This is a genomic window from Sphingomonas sp. SKA58 (genome assembly GCF_000153545.1).
GTDB classification, from domain to species: Bacteria; Pseudomonadota; Alphaproteobacteria; order Sphingomonadales; family Sphingomonadaceae; genus Sphingobium; species Sphingobium soli.
Window position 1 is genome coordinate 93005 of the sequence record NZ_CH959307.1, and the last position, 16301, is coordinate 109305.

Below are 16301 nucleotides of genomic sequence, written 5' to 3' on the forward strand. Positions count from 1 at the left end.
CCCGCCGGGCAGCGATCTGTGTCACGGCGTCGACGCCGATATCACGATGCCCCTGCCCCATCGGCGCATCCTGCTCCCGCAGCGTCCAGGGCAACGCATGTTTCGCCGCGTGCGACCAGGGATTGACCTTCATTGGCGGCCGCCCCGCTTTGTTGGCGGCGATCACCGCGCGCAGCCCTCCGCCCCAGACATCGGTCCAGGGCATGCCGGTGATGGCGAGGAACAGGATGACGAGCGCCGACGCAAAGCCCAGCGTCCCGTGCAGGTCGCGCCAGAACAGACGCCCCTTTGCGGTACCGCGGAGCGCCAGCGCGGGCTGGCCGCGTCGGGGCCAGCGCAGATACAGCCCCGTGACGCACAGGATGATCGCCCAGCCGGCGACCACTTCGACCAACCGGTTGCCGACCGGACCGGTCATCGTCAGGCTGTGGAGCGACTTGACCGTCTCCATCACGCCGCCATCGCGCATCTGCCCCAGGATACGCCCATCACGGGGATCGACGAAGTAGGTCGTCGTGCCGCCCTGTTCAGACGGCGTCACCACCCGCCAGCTTTCGCTGTTGCTGGCGGGGCGCATGACCTGGGTTGCTGTCGCACCGGCGCGGGCTTGCGCTGCGGCCACTATGCGCGACGCGGGTAAGGATGCGCCACCGCCCGGCTGCGTCAGCCGGACCGGATAGGCCAGCGCCTCGAGCTCGGGCTTGTAGAGATAGAGCGCGCCCGTAGCCGCCATCAGCGCCAGCACCGGCAGCACGATGAGGCCGGCATAGAAATGCCAGCGCCACATGGCGCGGTAAAATCCGCCGCCGCGCACGTCCTCACCCATCAGAAGCGCGCCCGCACGCCGGCGTAGAAAGCGCGGCGCTCGATGGGATAGAAGGCGGCGCTGCCTTCGTTGGCGGGGGTCGCGGGATCATCCGCCACATAGCGCACCAGCGCGCTGATATCGCCGATCGCCCGCTCTTTTGTCAGGTTGCGCGCATCGACGAACAGGGTGACGCCGTCCCGCACTTGCGCCTGCGCGGTGAGGTTCAGCATCGCATAGCTCTCCACCCGCTTGCTGTTGGCATAATCCACCCATGCCCCCTGCGGCAGCCATTCGACCGCCGGGCTGACCGACAGCCGGTCCGTCCCCAATGTCAGTTCCGCGCGGTAGAAATGGCGTGGGATGACCGGCAGGCGATTGTCGCCGAACTGGATGTCGTCGCGGAACCGGAAGTCGCTATATTGATAGACCTGCCGCAGCCGCGCCCAGGGGCTGAGCGTCAGGTCCAGCCCCGCCTCGACCCCCTGATGCCGCGTGCGGTCCGCATTGAAGGTCGCGGCCGGAATAAGGCCGGGAACGACGCTATATTGCAGCATCTCACCCTTTATGTCCGCGCGATAGACGCTGACGTCCCACGTCGCGATGCCCACCCGGCCGCGCGTGCCGATTTCGGCGGTCCATGCCTTTTGCAGCCCGACCGGCGTGAAGCCGGGCGCGCCGCCCGCGGGCGCCTGGCTCAATTCGCCAAAGCCGGGCATTTCCACCGATCGGCTGTAATTGGCGTAGACCTGCATCCTATCCGATGGTTCGTAGAGCAGGCCGATCTTGGGCGCGAAACTGTCGAAATCGGCCTGACCGCTGCGTGCGGGGGCCATCCGGTTGTCGATCTTGCGCTCACCATGGCTGTAGATGCCCCCGGCCACCAGCCACAGGGAGGGCAGCGGGGCTATGCGCGCTTCGGCATAGCTGTTGATCGTCTGCGCCTTCTGCACCGCATCGGCGGTCGGGGCGCCCGACTTTCCATTCAGATTAACGAATTGCCGCGCGACGGTGCGGCCAAACCGCGCCTGGCTTCCCAGCGTCAACGCGACGGGCATGCCGCCAATGTCCCCGGTCAAGTCCACGCTACCAAAGACGCCGCGATCCTCCGACTTCTGGTCGATCACCTGATAGATCGGATGAAACAGCTGTTTGGCATTGAAATAGACGCCAAAGGCGACGGTAGCATCGTCCAGTGCGATGGTCGTGCGGTTCTGCAACCGGATCGAATCGATGTCCCGCGCCTGATCGCCAAAGACATTGCCCTTGGACGGATTGGCGATGGCGTCGGTCTCATTGAGCGCGCCAGCCAGTTTCTGCCGGATCGTCTGCGCGCTTGCGTAAAAACGGGTCTCCACCCGCTCGCTGATTTTGAGACCGACATTGCCGTTGAAGCGTAACGCCTTGCGATCGCCATGGATGCGATCGCTGTCGGACCGGTCGGCGGTGATCGCCATAAATGCATCGCCATGATCATCGGCATAACCAAAGGCCATCTTGCCGCGCAGCGTGTCGAAACTGCCGCCATCTATGCGCAGTTCGACGCCCGGCGCACTGCGGCCGGTCGGCGTCACGGCATTGATCGCACCACCCAGCGTCGATCCACCCAGCCGCAGCGCATTGCCGCCCCGATACACCTCCAGATGCTGGAAGACCTGCGGGTCCAGTTCCTGGAAATCGCCATTGTCGTCGGCGGCGTTGATGGGAATGCCATCCTGCAACAGGGTCAGGCCGCGCATGTGATAGCCGCGCGACAGGCCTGATCCGCGAATGGAGATGCGCACTTCCTGCCCGAAGCGGGGCTGGGTGTAGACGCCGGGCGAGAAGCTGAGCGCGTCGCGCAGCGACACGGCGAGCTTGTCGTCAAACTCTTGCGCCGACACGACATCGACGCCGCCGGGGGTCCGCTGCACGCGGGCGGCGGCTTCCTCGACAATCGGGCTGGCGGTGACGATGATCGCGCTTTGGTCGGCGCTGTCCTCGGCAAGAACCGGATGGGAGGACAGCATAAGGACGAGGGCGCACAGCGGCAGGCCGCGCGCGACACTATGAGAAAACATGGATGGATCTTTCTGAAACAGGCCGACGTCTTCGTCACCACGCGGCGCCGAATCGGTCATTCATCCCGACGCGCAGGGCGTGCGGGCATTGCAGTCTTTTTCAGAAAGCGGCGGGTGGACCCAATGAGGGCGGCGGTGGCGCGGCCAGCCGGGCGATGAGGCCGGTCTTGAGCGCAAAGGCGATCGGGCCGAAGGCGAGTTTCCACGCCGGCAAGGGCAGATCGGCCAGCGCCAGCGGCGGCACGACCGGCTGGACCGACGCGGCGAAGGGGCAATGCTGTTGGCCGCCCATGCCATCATCCGGGCGATGATCGCCATCCATGGGTGAGCCGCCGCGATCGACCACGACATTGACGGCCCCCTGACCGGTGCAGAGCGTCACCACTACGCCATGGGCGGTGCGTACCGGCATGAAACCGGTCGGCGCGATCAGGTGAATTGCCAGGACGAGCAGCGCCAGCGCGGCCAGCACACCGCGCGCACCTCTGCTCTGTCTGATCGCCCCCGTCATGACGCTGGCCCTAGCGGCTTGGCCGTGGCGTGTCACTGGGGCAAAAGGCCCAAGCGGAGATATGCAGGACAGGCATAGCACTCACCTTGACGTAAACGTAAAGCGGGATTACATCATCGCCATGGATAATCGCAGCAGCATCGCCGGGATCGAACTGCCCGATCATAGCGAACGGGAACGCTACAGCATCACCGACCTGTCGGAAGAATTTGGCGTCACCGCGCGCGCTCTGCGCTTTTACGAAGACGAAGGGCTGATTTCGCCTGAACGCCAGGGCCTGACCCGCATCTATTCACGGCGCGACCGGGCGCGACTGGCGTGGATTCTGCGCGGCAAGCGCGTGGGTTTCAGCCTGACCGAAATCCGCGAGATGATCGACCTCTACGACGCTGATGAGGAACATGAGGCGCAGCGGCGCGTCACTGTGGACAAATGCCGCGCGCGCATCGACCTGCTGACCCGGCAGAAGGACGATATCGATGCGGCCATTGCCGAACTGGCGGCCTTCGTCGCCACTATCGAACAGAAATAGACCCCCTACCCCGCATAAGAGAATTTCAGGAGACGATCATGCCAAGCTACGCCGCCCCCATTCGCGACACCCGCTTCGTACTGAATCATGTCGTGGGGCTTGACCGCTACGCCAATCTGCCCAGCTTCGCCGCCGCTTCGCCCGATCTGGTGGAAGCGATCCTGACCGAAGGCGGCAAGGTCGCGGCCGAAATCCTGTTCCCGTTGAACGCTTCGGGCGACAAGGAAGGCTGCACGCGCAATAGCGACGGCAGCGTCACGACGCCCGCCGGCTTCAAGGACGCCTATGACCAATATGTCGCAGGCGGCTGGACGACGTTGCACGCGCCGGAGGAATTTGGCGGACAGGGCCTGCCCATGGTCGTGGCGACTGCGCTCGGCGAATATATGACGTCGGCCAACCAAGCGTTCGAAATGTATTTCGGCCTCACCACCGGGGCGATTTCCGCGCTGCTCGCCAAGGGCAGCAGCGAACAGCAGCATCGCTACATCCCAAAAATGGTGTCGGGCGAATGGACCGGCACGATGAACCTGACGGAACCGCATTGCGGCACTGACCTTGGCCTCATCAAGACCAAGGCCGTGCCGCAGGGCGATGGCAGCTACGCCATCACCGGCACCAAGATCTTCATCTCGGCAGGCGAACATGACCTGGCCGACAATATCATCCACCTTGTCCTGGCCAAGACGCCCGACGCGCCCGAAGGCAGCAAGGGCATTTCGCTCTTCGTCGTGCCAAAGATCATGGTGGGTGACGACGGCGCGCTGAGTGATCGCAACGCCGTTTCCTGCGGGTCGATCGAGCACAAGATGGGCATTCACGGCAATGCGACCTGCGTCATGAACTATGACGGCGCGACCGGATGGATGGTCGGCGAAGAAAATAAGGGCCTGGCCGCCATGTTCATCATGATGAACGCCGCGCGCCTGGGCGTCGGCCTCCAGGGCTTGGGCCAGGCGGAAGTCGCGTTTCAGAACGCCGTTCATTATGCGCAGGACCGTCGGCAGGGTCGCGCGCTCACCGGCCCCAAGGAGCCGGAGGAAAAGGCCGACACGCTGTTCGTCCATCCCGACGTGCGCCGCATGTTGATGGAGGCCAAGGCGCTGACCGAAGGGTTGCGCGCGCTGACCCTGTGGACCGCCGTGCAGGTGGACCTGTCGCACTACGCCGAAACCGAGGAAGAGCGGCAGGCGGCCGATGACCTGCTCCAGCTGCTCACCCCGGTGGTCAAGGGCTATGGCACCGACAAGGGTTTTGACGTCGCGGTGTCGGCGCAGCAGGTGTTCGGCGGCCATGGCTACATCTGGGAAAATGGCGTGGAGCAATATGTGCGCGACGCCCGCATCGCCCAGATTTACGAAGGTACCAACGGCATTCAGGCGATGGACCTGGTGGGCCGCAAGCTACCCATGCATGGCGGGCGCGCCTTGCAGGCGTTCCTGAAGCTGGTGAACGAGGAGGTCGCCGCCGCCAAGTCCGACGAATCGATCGCCCCGATCGCGGAGGCGCTCGAAAAGGCGAGCGGCCAGCTGGGCGCGGCGACCATGTGGCTGATGCAGAACGCCATGAAGAACCCGGATAATGCGGGCGCAGGCGCGCATCATTATATGCACATATTGGGCATCGTCGCGACGGGCCTGATGTGGCTGCGCATGGCTAAGGCGGCCAGCGCGCAGATCGCGGCAAGCGAAGGCGATGCGGGCTTCCTGGAGGCCAAGCTGGTAACGGCCCGCTTCTTTGCCGAACGGATCATGCCCGACGCAGGCGCACTGCGGCGCAAGATCGAGGGCGGCGCGGATACGCTGATGGCGCTCGACCCGGCGCAATTCCTGGCCGCCTGACCCTAGGCGACCGGACAGTCATTCAAGCGAAGGGCGGCCCATTTGGCCGCCCTTTTGCGTATCGGGTCAGGCCGCGAGCGGCAGCGGCGTGTCCAGCACGACCGGGCTGGCTTCCTGCTCGACCGGCGCTGCGGCGGGGGTCAGGCCAGCAATATAGCGTTCGGCGGTGACGACGTCGCGGCGATAGGCGAAATAGAGTGCGATAAGCGAAAACATGGCAGACCCTCTGAATGGTTTTGCTGCGTTGCAGCATCCCAGCCTATGTGGGCGAACAGCCCTTTCTTCGCAAATGCAAGGATTTCGAACGCGATTGCAGGAAAGTCACCTGCCGCCCTTCGCCGGCGCAATCGGCCGGTCGCCGCCTCTTGCCCCTACCCCCGGAACATCGCCTTCATCGCCATTTCCCACGGCCCGCCGCGATAGTGCCAGGCGGCCAGACCGGCGATGGCCAGCGGGCGCGGACGAAAGTCAGCGCGCAGCTGATCTGCCAGCGCCTTCGCCGCGTCCGGCGTCACCTTGTTCTGGATCGTGATATGCAGCCGCGGCTTCGCCTGATCCTGCGGCGTCAGCATCCCGGCAAAGGCGTCGGCCAGTTCCGCGCGCATCGCCAGCAACTCGGGGCTTTCGACATGATAGGCAACCCCGCGCCCCAACAGCATGACGTCGGTCAGGCGCGCGGCGGGCCGCGGTCCGGCGCCCAGGCGTTTCAATCGCCCCGCAACCTCCCCCAGGGCAGAGGGCGGCAGATGGTGAAACAAGGTGATATGCGCGCCAAGCCAATTGCGCTCCGGCGGGAAATGCGCGCGGCGCAGACCATCAGCCCAGGCGAAGTCCGCCGCCCCCATCAACGCCGTGACGATAATGGGGGCCGGCACGCCATCCGTCATGCGCGCGGATTGTCCGCCAGCCAGGCCAGCACCGGCTCCGGGCTGGTCTCGCCATAGGGATCGTCATCCTCGCCCGCATCGTTGATGCCCGGCTCCTCGAACCAGGCGACGATCCTGCCGTCATCGACGACCATCGCGTAGCGCCAGCTGCGCTCGCCAAAGCCCAGATGATCCTTCTTCACCAGCATCCCCATGCGGCGCGTGAAATCGCCCGATCCGTCGGGCAACAGCTTGACCGACTTGATGCCCAGCTGCTTACCCCACTGGTACATGACGAAGGCGTCGTTGACCGACACGCAATAGACATCGTCCGCGCCCGCCGCCCTCAGCGCCGCGCTCGATTGTTCGAAGGCCGGGCATTGTTCCGTCGAGCAGGTCGGCGTGAACGCTCCGGGCAGCGAAAAGACGACGGACCGCTTTCCCGCGAACAGATCGCCCGTGCTGACCTCCTGCCAGCGAAAGGGATTTGGCCCTTCGACGCTGTCATCGCGGACCCGGGTCTTGAGTGTGACGTCAGGGATGGATCGACCCAGCATAAGAGCATTCTCCTTTAAGGCCGGACTGCTATCGCCACGGCTGTTTTCGGTATATATTCGGGCGCGAACCGGCCGCAAGCGATGCCGGTCAAGTGGGGGTAACACGCATCATGTCCACATCCCGTTCCCTGACAATCGTCGGCATCATCCTCTTGCTCTGGAACCTGATGGGGGTGATGGCCTTCGTCATGCAATATGGCATGGACCTGACCGACCTCGCCCGGACCGATCCCGTCACCGCCCGCGCCTTCGCCGCCATGCCCGCATGGTTGTGGATCGTCTATGGCGTGGCGGTCGCGGCCGGCACGGCGGGCGCGGTGGCGCTGCTGATGCGCCGGGCCATCGCGGTGCCGCTGTTCCTCGTGTCGCTGATCGCGGTCCTGGTGCAGTTCGGCCATACGCTCGGCATGACCGACCTGATCGCGCAAAAGGGCCTGATGGTCGCGGCCGGCTTTCCCGCGGTCATCATCCTGATTGCGATCGTGCAACTTGCCTATGCGCGCTCCATGGCGACGAAGGGCGCGCTGCGCTGACCCGTCGGCTTGCGCCAATGGCCTAGAGTTCGCCGCGCGCGCGGCGAATTTCGAACCATTTGCGGACATTCTCATTATGCTGCTGCAAGCTGTCGGCAAAGATATGCCCGCCCTTCCCGTCCGCCACGAAATACAGCGCCTTGGTCTGCGCCGGGTGCAGCACCGCCAGGATCGACAGGCGACCGGGATTGGCGATCGGCCCCTTGGGCAGGCCGGTCATGGCATAGGTATTATAGTCGTTGACCGCCGCGATTTCCGACTTGCGGATTCGCCGCCCCAGCGGCTTGCCGCGCGTGATCGGATAGATGATCGTAGGATCGGCCTGGAGCATCATGCCCGCGCGCAGGCGGTTGGCATAGACGCCCGCGACCATCGGCCGTTCCTTGGCGACGGCGGTTTCCTTCTCGACGATGCTGGCAAGGATGATCGCCTCGCGCGGGGTCTTCACCACCAGATCGGGCGCGCGCTCTGCCCATAGATTGGCGAGCAGCTTCGTCATCGCGTCCTGCATGCGTTTGAGCACAGCGGCACGCGGCTCGCCCTTGTCGAAGGCATAGCTGTCGGGCAGCACGCTGCCTTCCTCGGGCACCTGGATGTCCCCGGTCAGCTGGTCGTTGGCCATCAGCCGCTCATACACCAGGATCGAGGGCATGCCTTCGGGAATGGTGACAAGCCGGGTCAGCGTCTTCCCGCCCTGCAGGATCGCCAATATGTCCTTGTTGCTGGCCTGTGCCGGGATGACGAACTCGCCAGCCTTGATCGGCGTCGATCCGCCAAAGACCTTGGCGCGGGTCAGGAACGCATCGGCCGATCGCACCGCGCCCGCCTGCTTCAACAGCACGGCCGCATCGGACAGGGTCGCGCCTTCGGGCACGGTGATGCTGACTTCCCTGGCCGCCGGCCCGTCCTCGCTCCAACCGGCGACGAAGCGGAACGCGATGAACGCCGCCACCGCAAGGCCAATTAGCAGGATGCCGCATCCGATGCGGCGGGTGGGGCTCGGGCGGGATCGTCTTGCCATGGGTTTCAGTCCGTCCCGCACTTAAAGCATCCTCCCCTTGCCGGGGAGGATAAGCCTTAGACCGCCTTCATGATCAGCGACGCATTGGTGCCGCCAAAGCCGAAGCTGTTGTTCAGCACCGCGCGCACCTTGCGCTCCTTGGCGACGTGCGGGACCAGGTCGACACCTTTGCAGCTTTCGCTGGGCTCATCGAGGTTCAGCGTCGGCGGCACGATCTGGTCGCGCATGGCGAGGATGCAGAAAATGCTCTCCACCGCGCCCGCGCCGCCCAGCAGGTGGCCGATCGCCGACTTGGTCGACGACATCGACATGGACGACAGATGGTCGCCGAACAACCGCTTGACCGCGCCCAGCTCCAGCTCGTCGCCCAGCGGCGTCGATGTGCCATGCGCGTTCACATAGTCGATATCTTCCAGCGACAACCCCGATTTCCGGAGCGCCATTTCCATCGAGCGATAGCCGCCGCTGCCTTCGGGATGCGGGGCGGTGACATGATAGGCGTCGCCCGACAGGCCATAGCCGATCACTTCGGCGTAGATATGCGCGCCGCGTGCCTTGGCCCGCTCATATTCCTCCAGCACGACGACGCCCGCGCCCTCGCCCATGACGAAGCCGTCGCGGTTGACGTCATAGGGGCGGCTGGCCTTTTCGGGCGTGTCGTTAAAGTTGGTCGACAGCGCCCGCGCCTGGGCGAAGCCGGCAATGCCGATCGGGCAGATCGCGCTTTCCGCGCCGCCCGCCAGCATCACGTCGGCGTCGTCCATCGCGATCATGCGCGCGGCGTCGCCGATCGAATGCGCGCCGGTCGAACAGGCGGTGACGACCGCGTGGTTCGGCCCCATCAGGCCATATTTGATCGAAACCTGGCCGGAGATGAGGTTGATGAGGCGACCGTGGACGAAATGCGGCGACACACGGCTTGGCCCCTTGTTGGCCAGCACCAGCGATTCGCTTTCGATGCCCGGCAGCCCGCCGATGCCCGACCCGATCGAGCAGCCGGCGCGCAGCCGCTCTTCTTCGGTCATATTGTCCAGGCCCGCGTCGCGCAGCGCTTCGCTGGCCGCCGAAATGCCAAAGACGATGAAGGGATCGACCTGGCGCTGGATCTTGTGATCGACGTCCAGCGACGCGTCATAGCCATATTCGTGATCGGCCGGCTTCACTTCGCAGGCGATGCGGCACTTATAATCGGTCGCGTCGAAGCGCGTGATCGTGGCCGCGCCCGATTTCGACGCGATGATGTTTTTCCAGCTGGTTTCGACATTCCCGCCCAGCGGGCTCACCATGCCAAGGCCGGTTACGACGACACGACGCATATCCTAGCTCCGAAAATTCATGGACCTTATGCCGCCCATGTAGCTACTGAAAGCGCGCTTGTGAACGGCGCGCCAGATATGAAAAGGCTCCCCACGCCTCGGAAATCCGGACAGGAGGAGCCGTTTCTCGTTCGTCAGCGCGGCCCTTCCCTCTCAGGATCGGGCCGGGCGGACAAATTACTGCTTGCTGTCGATATAATCGATCGCATCCTTGACGGTGGCGATCTTCTCGGCAGCGTCGTCGGGGATTTCGACGCCGAATTCTTCTTCGAACGCCATCACCAGCTCGACGATATCAAGGCTGTCTGCGCCCAGATCGTCGATGAAGCTGGCATCCTCGGTCACCTTTTCGGCTTCTACGCCCAGATGCTCGACGACGATTTTCTTTACGCGATCCGCGGTCTCACTCATGAGAGGTCCTTCTTGACAAATATCGTTGGTGGTCTGTGAACAACCGTTAAGGCAATGCCCTAGAGCCAAGCCCCGATAGAGGCAAGAGGCAAGGCCGCCAAGCCCCTTCGTTGCGATGCGATGGCAGTCGGGCACGGCCAGACGTGAATATGGCCTGACGCAGCATGGCTTCGGCCTTCCTCCCTCACCTGCATGCCGACCCGCATCAGCGGCAATAGCCTTCCTGCCCAGCGACGACGATCAGGCAATTTTCCTTCTCCGCCAGCCATTTAAAACCCGTTTCCGCGCCCGTTCCCGGCCGGATCGTCAAATCCTTGCCGTCGCGCTCGAAGCGGATCATGGCCCCGTCCGCGACGCCGTCATAGTTACCCTGCCGATCAAGCGTATCCTTGTTGGCGATGGCATAATGGCCCGGCTTGCCGTCGGGCGATGGCTGAATGTCGAGGAACAGTCCCTCCGGCCCGGTCCAGCGCCCCACCCAATCGTCCGTCGCCATCCGATCCGTCGGCGCAGGCGCGGCGCCCACCGCGTCCGGTTCGGCCACATTCTCAATAGTCGGGACCGGCGCAGCGGCCTGGTTGCTGCCGTTCGCGCTGTCCGGATCAGCCCCGCCGGAACATCCGCTCGCCAGCAACATCAGCGCCGCGCCGGCAAGGCCTTGCGGTATGGAGGAAAAGCGCATGATCATCTCCTTGTCTTGACCCGCCTTGTCGAACCCGTGGCCCGGCCGGGCGATCTTCCGTCCACCGCTTGCCAGGGGGCGTCGGGCGGGTCCAAAGGGGAATATGGGAAGGAGACGGCATGGCGCAACCGGCAGGACCAAGAGCAAGAGCGCGCTTCGTGCGCGAAACGCCCGACGTGCGGCGGCAGGCGTTGATCGAAGCGACCGCCCGCTGCCTCGCGGAAAAGGGCATTGGCGGCACGTCGGTCCGTGCGATCTGCGCCAGGGCCGGCGTGTCGTCCGGCCTGCTCACCCATTATTTTCCGGGCGTCGATGCACTGATTCTCGCCACCTATGTCGATGTGGGCGCCAGGGTTTCGGCAGCGCTCGATGCCGCGATCGCATCGGCGGGCAATGATCCGCGCGATCGGCTCCGCGCCTGCCTGCTGGCCAATCTGCGCCCGCCGGTATTGGACCCGGACCTGCTCGCCACATGGATCGCCTTCTGGAGCCTGGTCACGTCTGATCCCGCCATCGCCGCTGTTCATGCCGACGTCTATCGCGGGACGCGCCATCAGTTGGAGACACTATTGGGCGAAGCCGCGCCCCAACTTTCGCAGGCGCAAAAGCGGATCGCCGCCATCAGCCTCACCGCACTGGTGGACGGCCTATGGTTGGAATTGTGCCTCGACCGGTCCAGCTTTACAGCGGAAGAGGCGCAGGCGATGGTAGAATCCGCGATGATGCAATGGCTTGGCGCAAATGACGAACAAGTCGATAAGTCAGGCGCGCTCTGATCGCTTTTCTCACTCAAGCCGTTCAAGAAAACCAATTTCCCTTATGGGCACCCCATCCCTACATGGAGTTCGCAACTGCAACACATTTTTCGAGGTAATCAGCGCCCATGGCTCTCATCAACACCCCCCTGCAGCCCTTCCAGGCCACCGCGTACAAGGACGGCAAGTTCGTCGATGTGACCGACGCCGATGTGAAGGGCAAGTGGGCCGTATTCTTCTTCTATCCCGCCGATTTCACCTTCGTCTGCCCCACCGAGCTGGAAGATCTGGCTGACATCTACCCGACGCTCCAGGGCATGGACGTTGAGGTCTATTCGGTTTCGACCGACACGCATTTCTGCCATAAGGCCTGGCACGACACATCGCCGGCGATCGGCAAGATCAACTATTACATGCTCGGTGACCAGAACCACCAGCTGTCGAATCAGTTCGGCGTGCTGCGCGAAGGCGTTGGCCTGGCGGATCGCGGCACCTTCGTGCTTGATCCCGAGGGTGTGATCCAGCTCGTAGAAATCACGCCCGAAGGCGTGGGCCGCAATGCCGCGGAACTGCTGCGCAAGGTCAAGGCGCTCCAATATTGGGCCGCGCATCCGGGCGAAGTCTGCCCCGCCAAGTGGGAAGAAGGCGCCGAAACGCTCGCTCCGTCGCTTGACCTCGTCGGCAAGATCTAAGGCGCGCCAGGCGTCTGCGTAAACACCGCCGGCTTCCCGTTCGCGGGAACCCGGCGGGGCCTTCGCACGATATTCCACAAGATGTTTTTGCCGGGGTCTTTGGGTCGCACCATCCCCGCAACGGGCCGCCGCATTCCCTCTCCCCAAGCGGCGGCCCGCCTTCTTTCAACGGAGCCAGACAGATATGTTGGACGCAAATCTCAAGGGACAGCTGAAAAGCTATCTGGCGAACATCACCCAGCCGATCGAGCTGGTGGCGTCGCTGGATGAAGGCGCGAAGTCCCGTGAACTCAAGGAATTGCTGGACGAAATTGCCGAGCTGTCGGAAAATGTTTCCGTCGCTACCGGCAATGCCCAGCGCAAGCCCAGCTTCATGATCCGCCGTGTCGGCACGGACATTGGCGTGACCTTTGCGGGCATCCCGATGGGGCATGAATTCACCTCTCTGGTGCTCGCCTTGCTCCAGGTCGGCGGCCATCCGTCAAAGGCGGCGCAGGACCTGATCGAGCAGGTGAAGGACCTCGACGGCGACTATGCCTTTGAAACCTATTTCTCGCTCTCCTGCCAGAATTGCCCCGACGTGGTGCAGGCGCTCAACCTGATGAGCGTGCTCAACCCCCGGATCAGCCACGTCGCGATTGACGGCGGCCTGTTCAAGGAAGAGGTCGACGCGCGCAAGATCATGGCCGTGCCCACCATCTTCCTCAACGGCGAACCCTTCGGTCAGGGCCGCATGGAGCTGGAACAGATCGTCGCCAAAATCGACAGCGGCGCAGAAGCGCGCGCTGCCGAAAAGATCAAGCGCCAGGACCCCTTCGAAGTGCTGGTGGTCGGCGGCGGCCCCGCCGGCGCTGCGGCCGCCATCTACGCGGCGCGCAAGGGCATCCGCACCGGCGTCGCGGCCGAACGCTTTGGCGGCCAGGTGCTCGACACCATGGATATCGAGAATTTCATCTCGGTCAGCCGCACCGAAGGCCCCAAGCTCGCCTCCGCGCTGGAAGCGCATGTGAAGGATTATGACGTCGAGGTCATGAACCTGCAAAAGGCCGCGAAGCTGATCCCGGCCAGGACCGAAGGCGGCTATCATGAGGTCGTGCTGGAAAATGGTGCGTCGCTCAAAGGCCGCACCGTCATCCTGTCGACCGGCGCGCGCTGGCGCCAGATGGGCGTGCCCGGCGAGGACGAGTATCGCAACAAGGGCGTCGCCTATTGCCCGCACTGCGACGGGCCGCTCTTCAAGGGCAAGCGCGTGGCTGTGATCGGCGGCGGAAACAGCGGCGTCGAGGCGGCGATCGACCTCGCCGGAATCGTCGCCCATGTGACGCTGATCGAATATGACAGCCAGCTACGCGCCGACGCTGTGCTCCAGCGCAAGCTCGCCAGCCTGCCCAATGTGAAGATCATCACATCGGCCATGACCACGCAGGTCATCGGCAATGGCGAAAAGGTGACGGGCCTGTCCTACAAGGATCGCAACCATGGCACCGAACATGATGTCGAACTGGAGGGCATTTTCGTCCAGATCGGCCTTGTCCCCAACACCGAATGGCTGAAGGACGCGATCGCTTTGTCCCCGCGCGGCGAAATCGAGATCGACGTGCGCGGTGAAACCAGCCAGCCCGGCATCTTCGCAGCCGGCGACTGCACGACCGTGCCCTACAAGCAGATCGTCATCGCGATGGGCGCGGGGTCGACCGCAGGCCTGTCCGCCTTCGACTATCTCATTCGCCTGCCCGCGACCGAAGAGGTCGAGGCGCAAGCGGCGTAACGGCACAACCCGAGCGGGGTTGCACGGCGGCCGGTCCAGCGATGGGCCGGCCGTTTTTGCTAGTCCGGCACCGCGTCGGAGGACGCCGCGAGCGGCGCATCCACTCGGTCGCCATGGCTTTTGGGAGCGGAAACGACCAATATCGCGACCGGCGCGTCCTCTTCATTGCGCGCCTGATGGGGCACGCCGGGCGCGATCTCCACGCCCTGGCCCTTGGTCAGCCGATACATCCGTCCATCCATCTCCATCGTCAGCGCGCCATCCAGAACATAGAAAAACTGACGCGCGGCACGATGATAATGGCGCACCTCAGCCGCGCCGGGCGCCAGCCGTTCCTCGATGATCGACAGGTCCGGCCGTTGCACCAGATGCCATCCATCATTGATGCCGCCCCAGATATAATGGTCGGCCTCCGCTTTGGAGATCGGGCCGGAAATTGGCGAAACGGCGGCGGCCCCGGCGAGGCCGAGCAGAACAAGAGCGAACGTCATGCCGGGGAAAACGGATTGATGCAGCCCGTCCTCCATGTCCACGATCAGGTGCCGGGATGGCGCACCTGTCTGGCATTCCTCATGCCGCCGCACTAAAGGCGAGCGCCATGCAGCCCGCCCCCCTTTCCTCGCCCGACGCCGCATCGCCATCGCGCGCCTCCGCCCGCACGCTTGGCCTTGCCGCCTGCATCGCGCTGGTGATGGGCAATATGATCGGGTCGGGCGTCTTCCTGCTGCCGGCCAGCCTTGCTCCTTTCGGCTGGGACGCGGTGGCGGGGTAGATATTCACCATCGCCGGGTCGCTGGTGCTGGCCTTCGTCATCGCGCGGCTGACCGTCGCCATGCCCGACGCCAGCCCGTCGCAGATGATCGCCCGCGCGTTCGGCCCGCTGGCCGGTTTCGCGATCGGGTGGACCTACTGGATTTCCCTCATCATCACCAATGTCACCATCGCGGTCGCCGCCACCGCGAATGTGAGCAGCCTGCTGCCGGTGCTGGCGCGGCCGGGCCTTGGCGCGCTCTGTTCGATCGGATTTCTGTGGCTGATGACCTGCATCAATCTGGCCGGCGCACGGGCGGCCGGCGTAGCGCAGATCTGGACCACGGCGATCAAGCTCATCCCGATCATCGTCGTCCTGATCCTGCTGCTGGCGATAGTGGGCAGCGGCCGGGCAGAGGTTGCGCCCTTCCCACCTCAGGGCCTGACCGGCGCGGGCATCACCGCGTCGGCCGCGCTGACGCTCTGGGCGCTGCTCGGCTTTGAATCGGCCAGCGTCGCGGCCGACAAGGTGCGCGACCCCGCTCGCACCATCCCGCGCGCGACGCTGATCGGCACGGCGGCGACCGGGCTGATCTACCTGATCGTCTGTTCCGGCATCGCGCTGACATTGCCGGCGGCGCAGACGCAGACCGGCTCCCCCTTCGGCGCGTTCGTCAGCCATTATTGGTCGCCGGGTCCGGCCAGCCTTGTGGCGATGTTCGTTGTGGTCAGTTGCCTGGGCGCGCTCAACGGCTGGACGTTGCTTCAGGGGGAAGTCCCGCTGGCCATGGCGCGCGGTGGCGAATTGCCCCGCTGGCTTGCCGTCACCGACGCACGCGGCACGCCGCGCCGCGCCCTCATCCTGTCCACCATCCTCGCCAGCCTGATGCTGGTCGCCAACAGCCTGCAAGGGCTGGTCGCGCTGTTCACCATGATGGCGCTGCTCGCGACATCGGCGACGCTGTGGCTCTATGTCGGCTTCGCGCTCGCCAGCCTGCGGTTCCGGCTCGTGATGCCGGCTGCGATCATCGGCCTGGGCTATGCGCTCTGGACCTTATGGGGTGCAGGCGTCGTCGCCAGCGGATCGAGCATCCTGCTGATGCTCGCGGGCCTGCCCTTCTACGCCCGGGCGCGGCGGGAACGGGCATAGGCTTCATAATCCGTTCGCTTCGAGCCTGTCGAGAACCGGCTGGCACTCAAC

19 protein-coding genes are annotated in these 16301 nt (G+C 64.5%); 8 read left to right on the forward strand and 11 right to left on the reverse strand.

Translation table 11 applies throughout. The features are described 5' to 3' along the window. The 3 genes from SKA58_RS09680 to SKA58_RS09690 form a co-directional block, all read right to left on the reverse strand. The coding region (locus tag SKA58_RS09680) for a PepSY-associated TM helix domain-containing protein (protein ID WP_009822236.1) at positions 1–826 on the reverse strand (826 nt) is incomplete at its 3' end. Next, the gene (locus SKA58_RS09685; protein WP_037543339.1) at positions 826–2865 is read right to left on the reverse strand and encodes a TonB-dependent receptor family protein; all 2040 of its coding nucleotides are present in this window, start codon (positions 2863–2865) and stop codon (positions 826–828) included. The genes SKA58_RS09685 and SKA58_RS09680, both read right to left, overlap by 1 nt. Positions 2866–2965: 100 nt before the next feature. Next, positions 2966–3376, reverse strand: coding sequence for a DUF2946 family protein (locus tag SKA58_RS09690; protein ID WP_009822238.1), 411 nt, complete (start codon positions 3374–3376; stop codon positions 2966–2968). A 121-nt stretch (positions 3377–3497) separates the two neighbouring features. Here SKA58_RS09690 and SKA58_RS09695 point away from each other — a divergent pair, with 121 nt between their 5' ends. Continuing rightward, positions 3498–3908 carry a MerR family transcriptional regulator gene (locus tag SKA58_RS09695; protein ID WP_009822239.1) on the forward strand — a complete coding sequence of 137 codons (411 nt, stop codon included), beginning with the start codon at positions 3498–3500 and terminating at the stop codon, positions 3906–3908. A 38-nt stretch (positions 3909–3946) separates the two neighbouring features. Continuing rightward, positions 3947–5749, forward strand: coding sequence for an acyl-CoA dehydrogenase C-terminal domain-containing protein (locus tag SKA58_RS09700; RefSeq protein WP_009822240.1), 1803 nt, complete (start codon positions 3947–3949; stop codon positions 5747–5749). 66 nt (positions 5750–5815) lie between these two features. Here SKA58_RS09700 and SKA58_RS20060 read toward each other — a convergent pair whose 3' ends face one another. The 3 genes from SKA58_RS20060 to SKA58_RS09710 all read right to left on the reverse strand — a co-directional run bounded on the left by SKA58_RS20060 (position 5816) and on the right by SKA58_RS09710 (position 7172). Next, positions 5816–5965 carry a hypothetical protein gene (locus tag SKA58_RS20060; protein ID WP_009822241.1) on the reverse strand — a complete coding sequence of 50 codons (150 nt, stop codon included), beginning with the start codon at positions 5963–5965 and terminating at the stop codon, positions 5816–5818. Between the two features lie 155 nt (positions 5966–6120). Then, on the reverse strand, positions 6121–6624 hold the full coding sequence (locus tag SKA58_RS09705; protein WP_232209408.1) for a 2'-5' RNA ligase family protein: 504 nt from the start codon (positions 6622–6624) through the stop codon (positions 6121–6123). An 8-nt stretch (positions 6625–6632) separates the two neighbouring features. Next, entirely contained in the window at positions 6633–7172 is a 540-nt protein-coding gene (locus SKA58_RS09710; protein WP_009822243.1) for a peroxiredoxin, read from the reverse strand. Positions 7173–7282: 110 nt separating this feature from the next. Here SKA58_RS09710 and SKA58_RS09715 point away from each other — a divergent pair, with 110 nt between their 5' ends. Further along, positions 7283–7705, forward strand: a complete 423-nt coding sequence (locus SKA58_RS09715) for a hypothetical protein (protein ID WP_037542924.1) — start codon at positions 7283–7285, stop codon at positions 7703–7705. Between the two features lie 22 nt (positions 7706–7727). Here SKA58_RS09715 and mltG read toward each other — a convergent pair whose 3' ends face one another. The 4 genes from mltG to SKA58_RS09735 all read right to left on the reverse strand — a co-directional run bounded on the left by mltG (position 7728) and on the right by SKA58_RS09735 (position 11135). Next, positions 7728–8726, reverse strand: a complete 999-nt coding sequence (mltG, locus tag SKA58_RS09720) for an endolytic transglycosylase MltG (RefSeq protein ID WP_037542927.1) — start codon at positions 8724–8726, stop codon at positions 7728–7730. Positions 8727–8782: 56 nt separating this feature from the next. Further along, positions 8783–10042 (reverse strand): beta-ketoacyl-ACP synthase II, encoded by a 1260-nt coding sequence (fabF, locus tag SKA58_RS09725; RefSeq protein ID WP_037542930.1) that lies wholly within the window; start codon positions 10040–10042, stop codon positions 8783–8785. Between the two features lie 177 nt (positions 10043–10219). Then, on the reverse strand, positions 10220–10453 hold the full coding sequence (locus SKA58_RS09730) for an acyl carrier protein (protein WP_007689016.1): 234 nt from the start codon (positions 10451–10453) through the stop codon (positions 10220–10222). Between the two features lie 205 nt (positions 10454–10658). Then, positions 10659–11135 carry a hypothetical protein gene (locus SKA58_RS09735; protein ID WP_156784188.1) on the reverse strand — a complete coding sequence of 159 codons (477 nt, stop codon included), beginning with the start codon at positions 11133–11135 and terminating at the stop codon, positions 10659–10661. A gap of 119 nt (positions 11136–11254) precedes the next feature. Between SKA58_RS09735 and SKA58_RS09740 the strand changes: the two genes are divergently transcribed. From SKA58_RS09740 to ahpF, 3 genes are all read left to right on the forward strand, one after another. Further along, a complete protein-coding gene (locus tag SKA58_RS09740) occupies positions 11255–11911 on the forward strand; it encodes a TetR family transcriptional regulator C-terminal domain-containing protein (RefSeq protein WP_037542936.1) in 657 nt (218 codons plus the stop codon). 107 nt (positions 11912–12018) lie between these two features. Continuing rightward, positions 12019–12582: an alkyl hydroperoxide reductase subunit C gene (ahpC, locus tag SKA58_RS09745; RefSeq protein ID WP_009822250.1), complete on the forward strand. Its 564-nt coding sequence runs from the start codon at positions 12019–12021 to the stop codon at positions 12580–12582. 184 nt (positions 12583–12766) lie between these two features. Continuing rightward, positions 12767–14350: an alkyl hydroperoxide reductase subunit F gene (gene ahpF / locus SKA58_RS09750; RefSeq protein WP_009822251.1), complete on the forward strand. Its 1584-nt coding sequence runs from the start codon at positions 12767–12769 to the stop codon at positions 14348–14350. A 59-nt stretch (positions 14351–14409) separates the two neighbouring features. Here ahpF and SKA58_RS09755 read toward each other — a convergent pair whose 3' ends face one another. Then, positions 14410–14841 carry a cupin domain-containing protein gene (locus SKA58_RS09755; protein WP_156784224.1) on the reverse strand — a complete coding sequence of 144 codons (432 nt, stop codon included), beginning with the start codon at positions 14839–14841 and terminating at the stop codon, positions 14410–14412. Positions 14842–14948: 107 nt separating this feature from the next. Between SKA58_RS09755 and SKA58_RS20560 the strand changes: the two genes are divergently transcribed. Together SKA58_RS20560 and SKA58_RS09760 are read left to right on the forward strand one after the other, a co-directional pair. Beyond that, positions 14949–15122, forward strand: coding sequence for a hypothetical protein (locus SKA58_RS20560; RefSeq protein ID WP_371388955.1), 174 nt, complete (start codon positions 14949–14951; stop codon positions 15120–15122). Positions 15123–15146: 24 nt separating this feature from the next. Beyond that, positions 15147–16250: an amino acid permease gene (locus SKA58_RS09760; protein ID WP_009822254.1), complete on the forward strand. Its 1104-nt coding sequence runs from the start codon at positions 15147–15149 to the stop codon at positions 16248–16250. Positions 16251–16301: the final 51 nt, after the last annotated feature.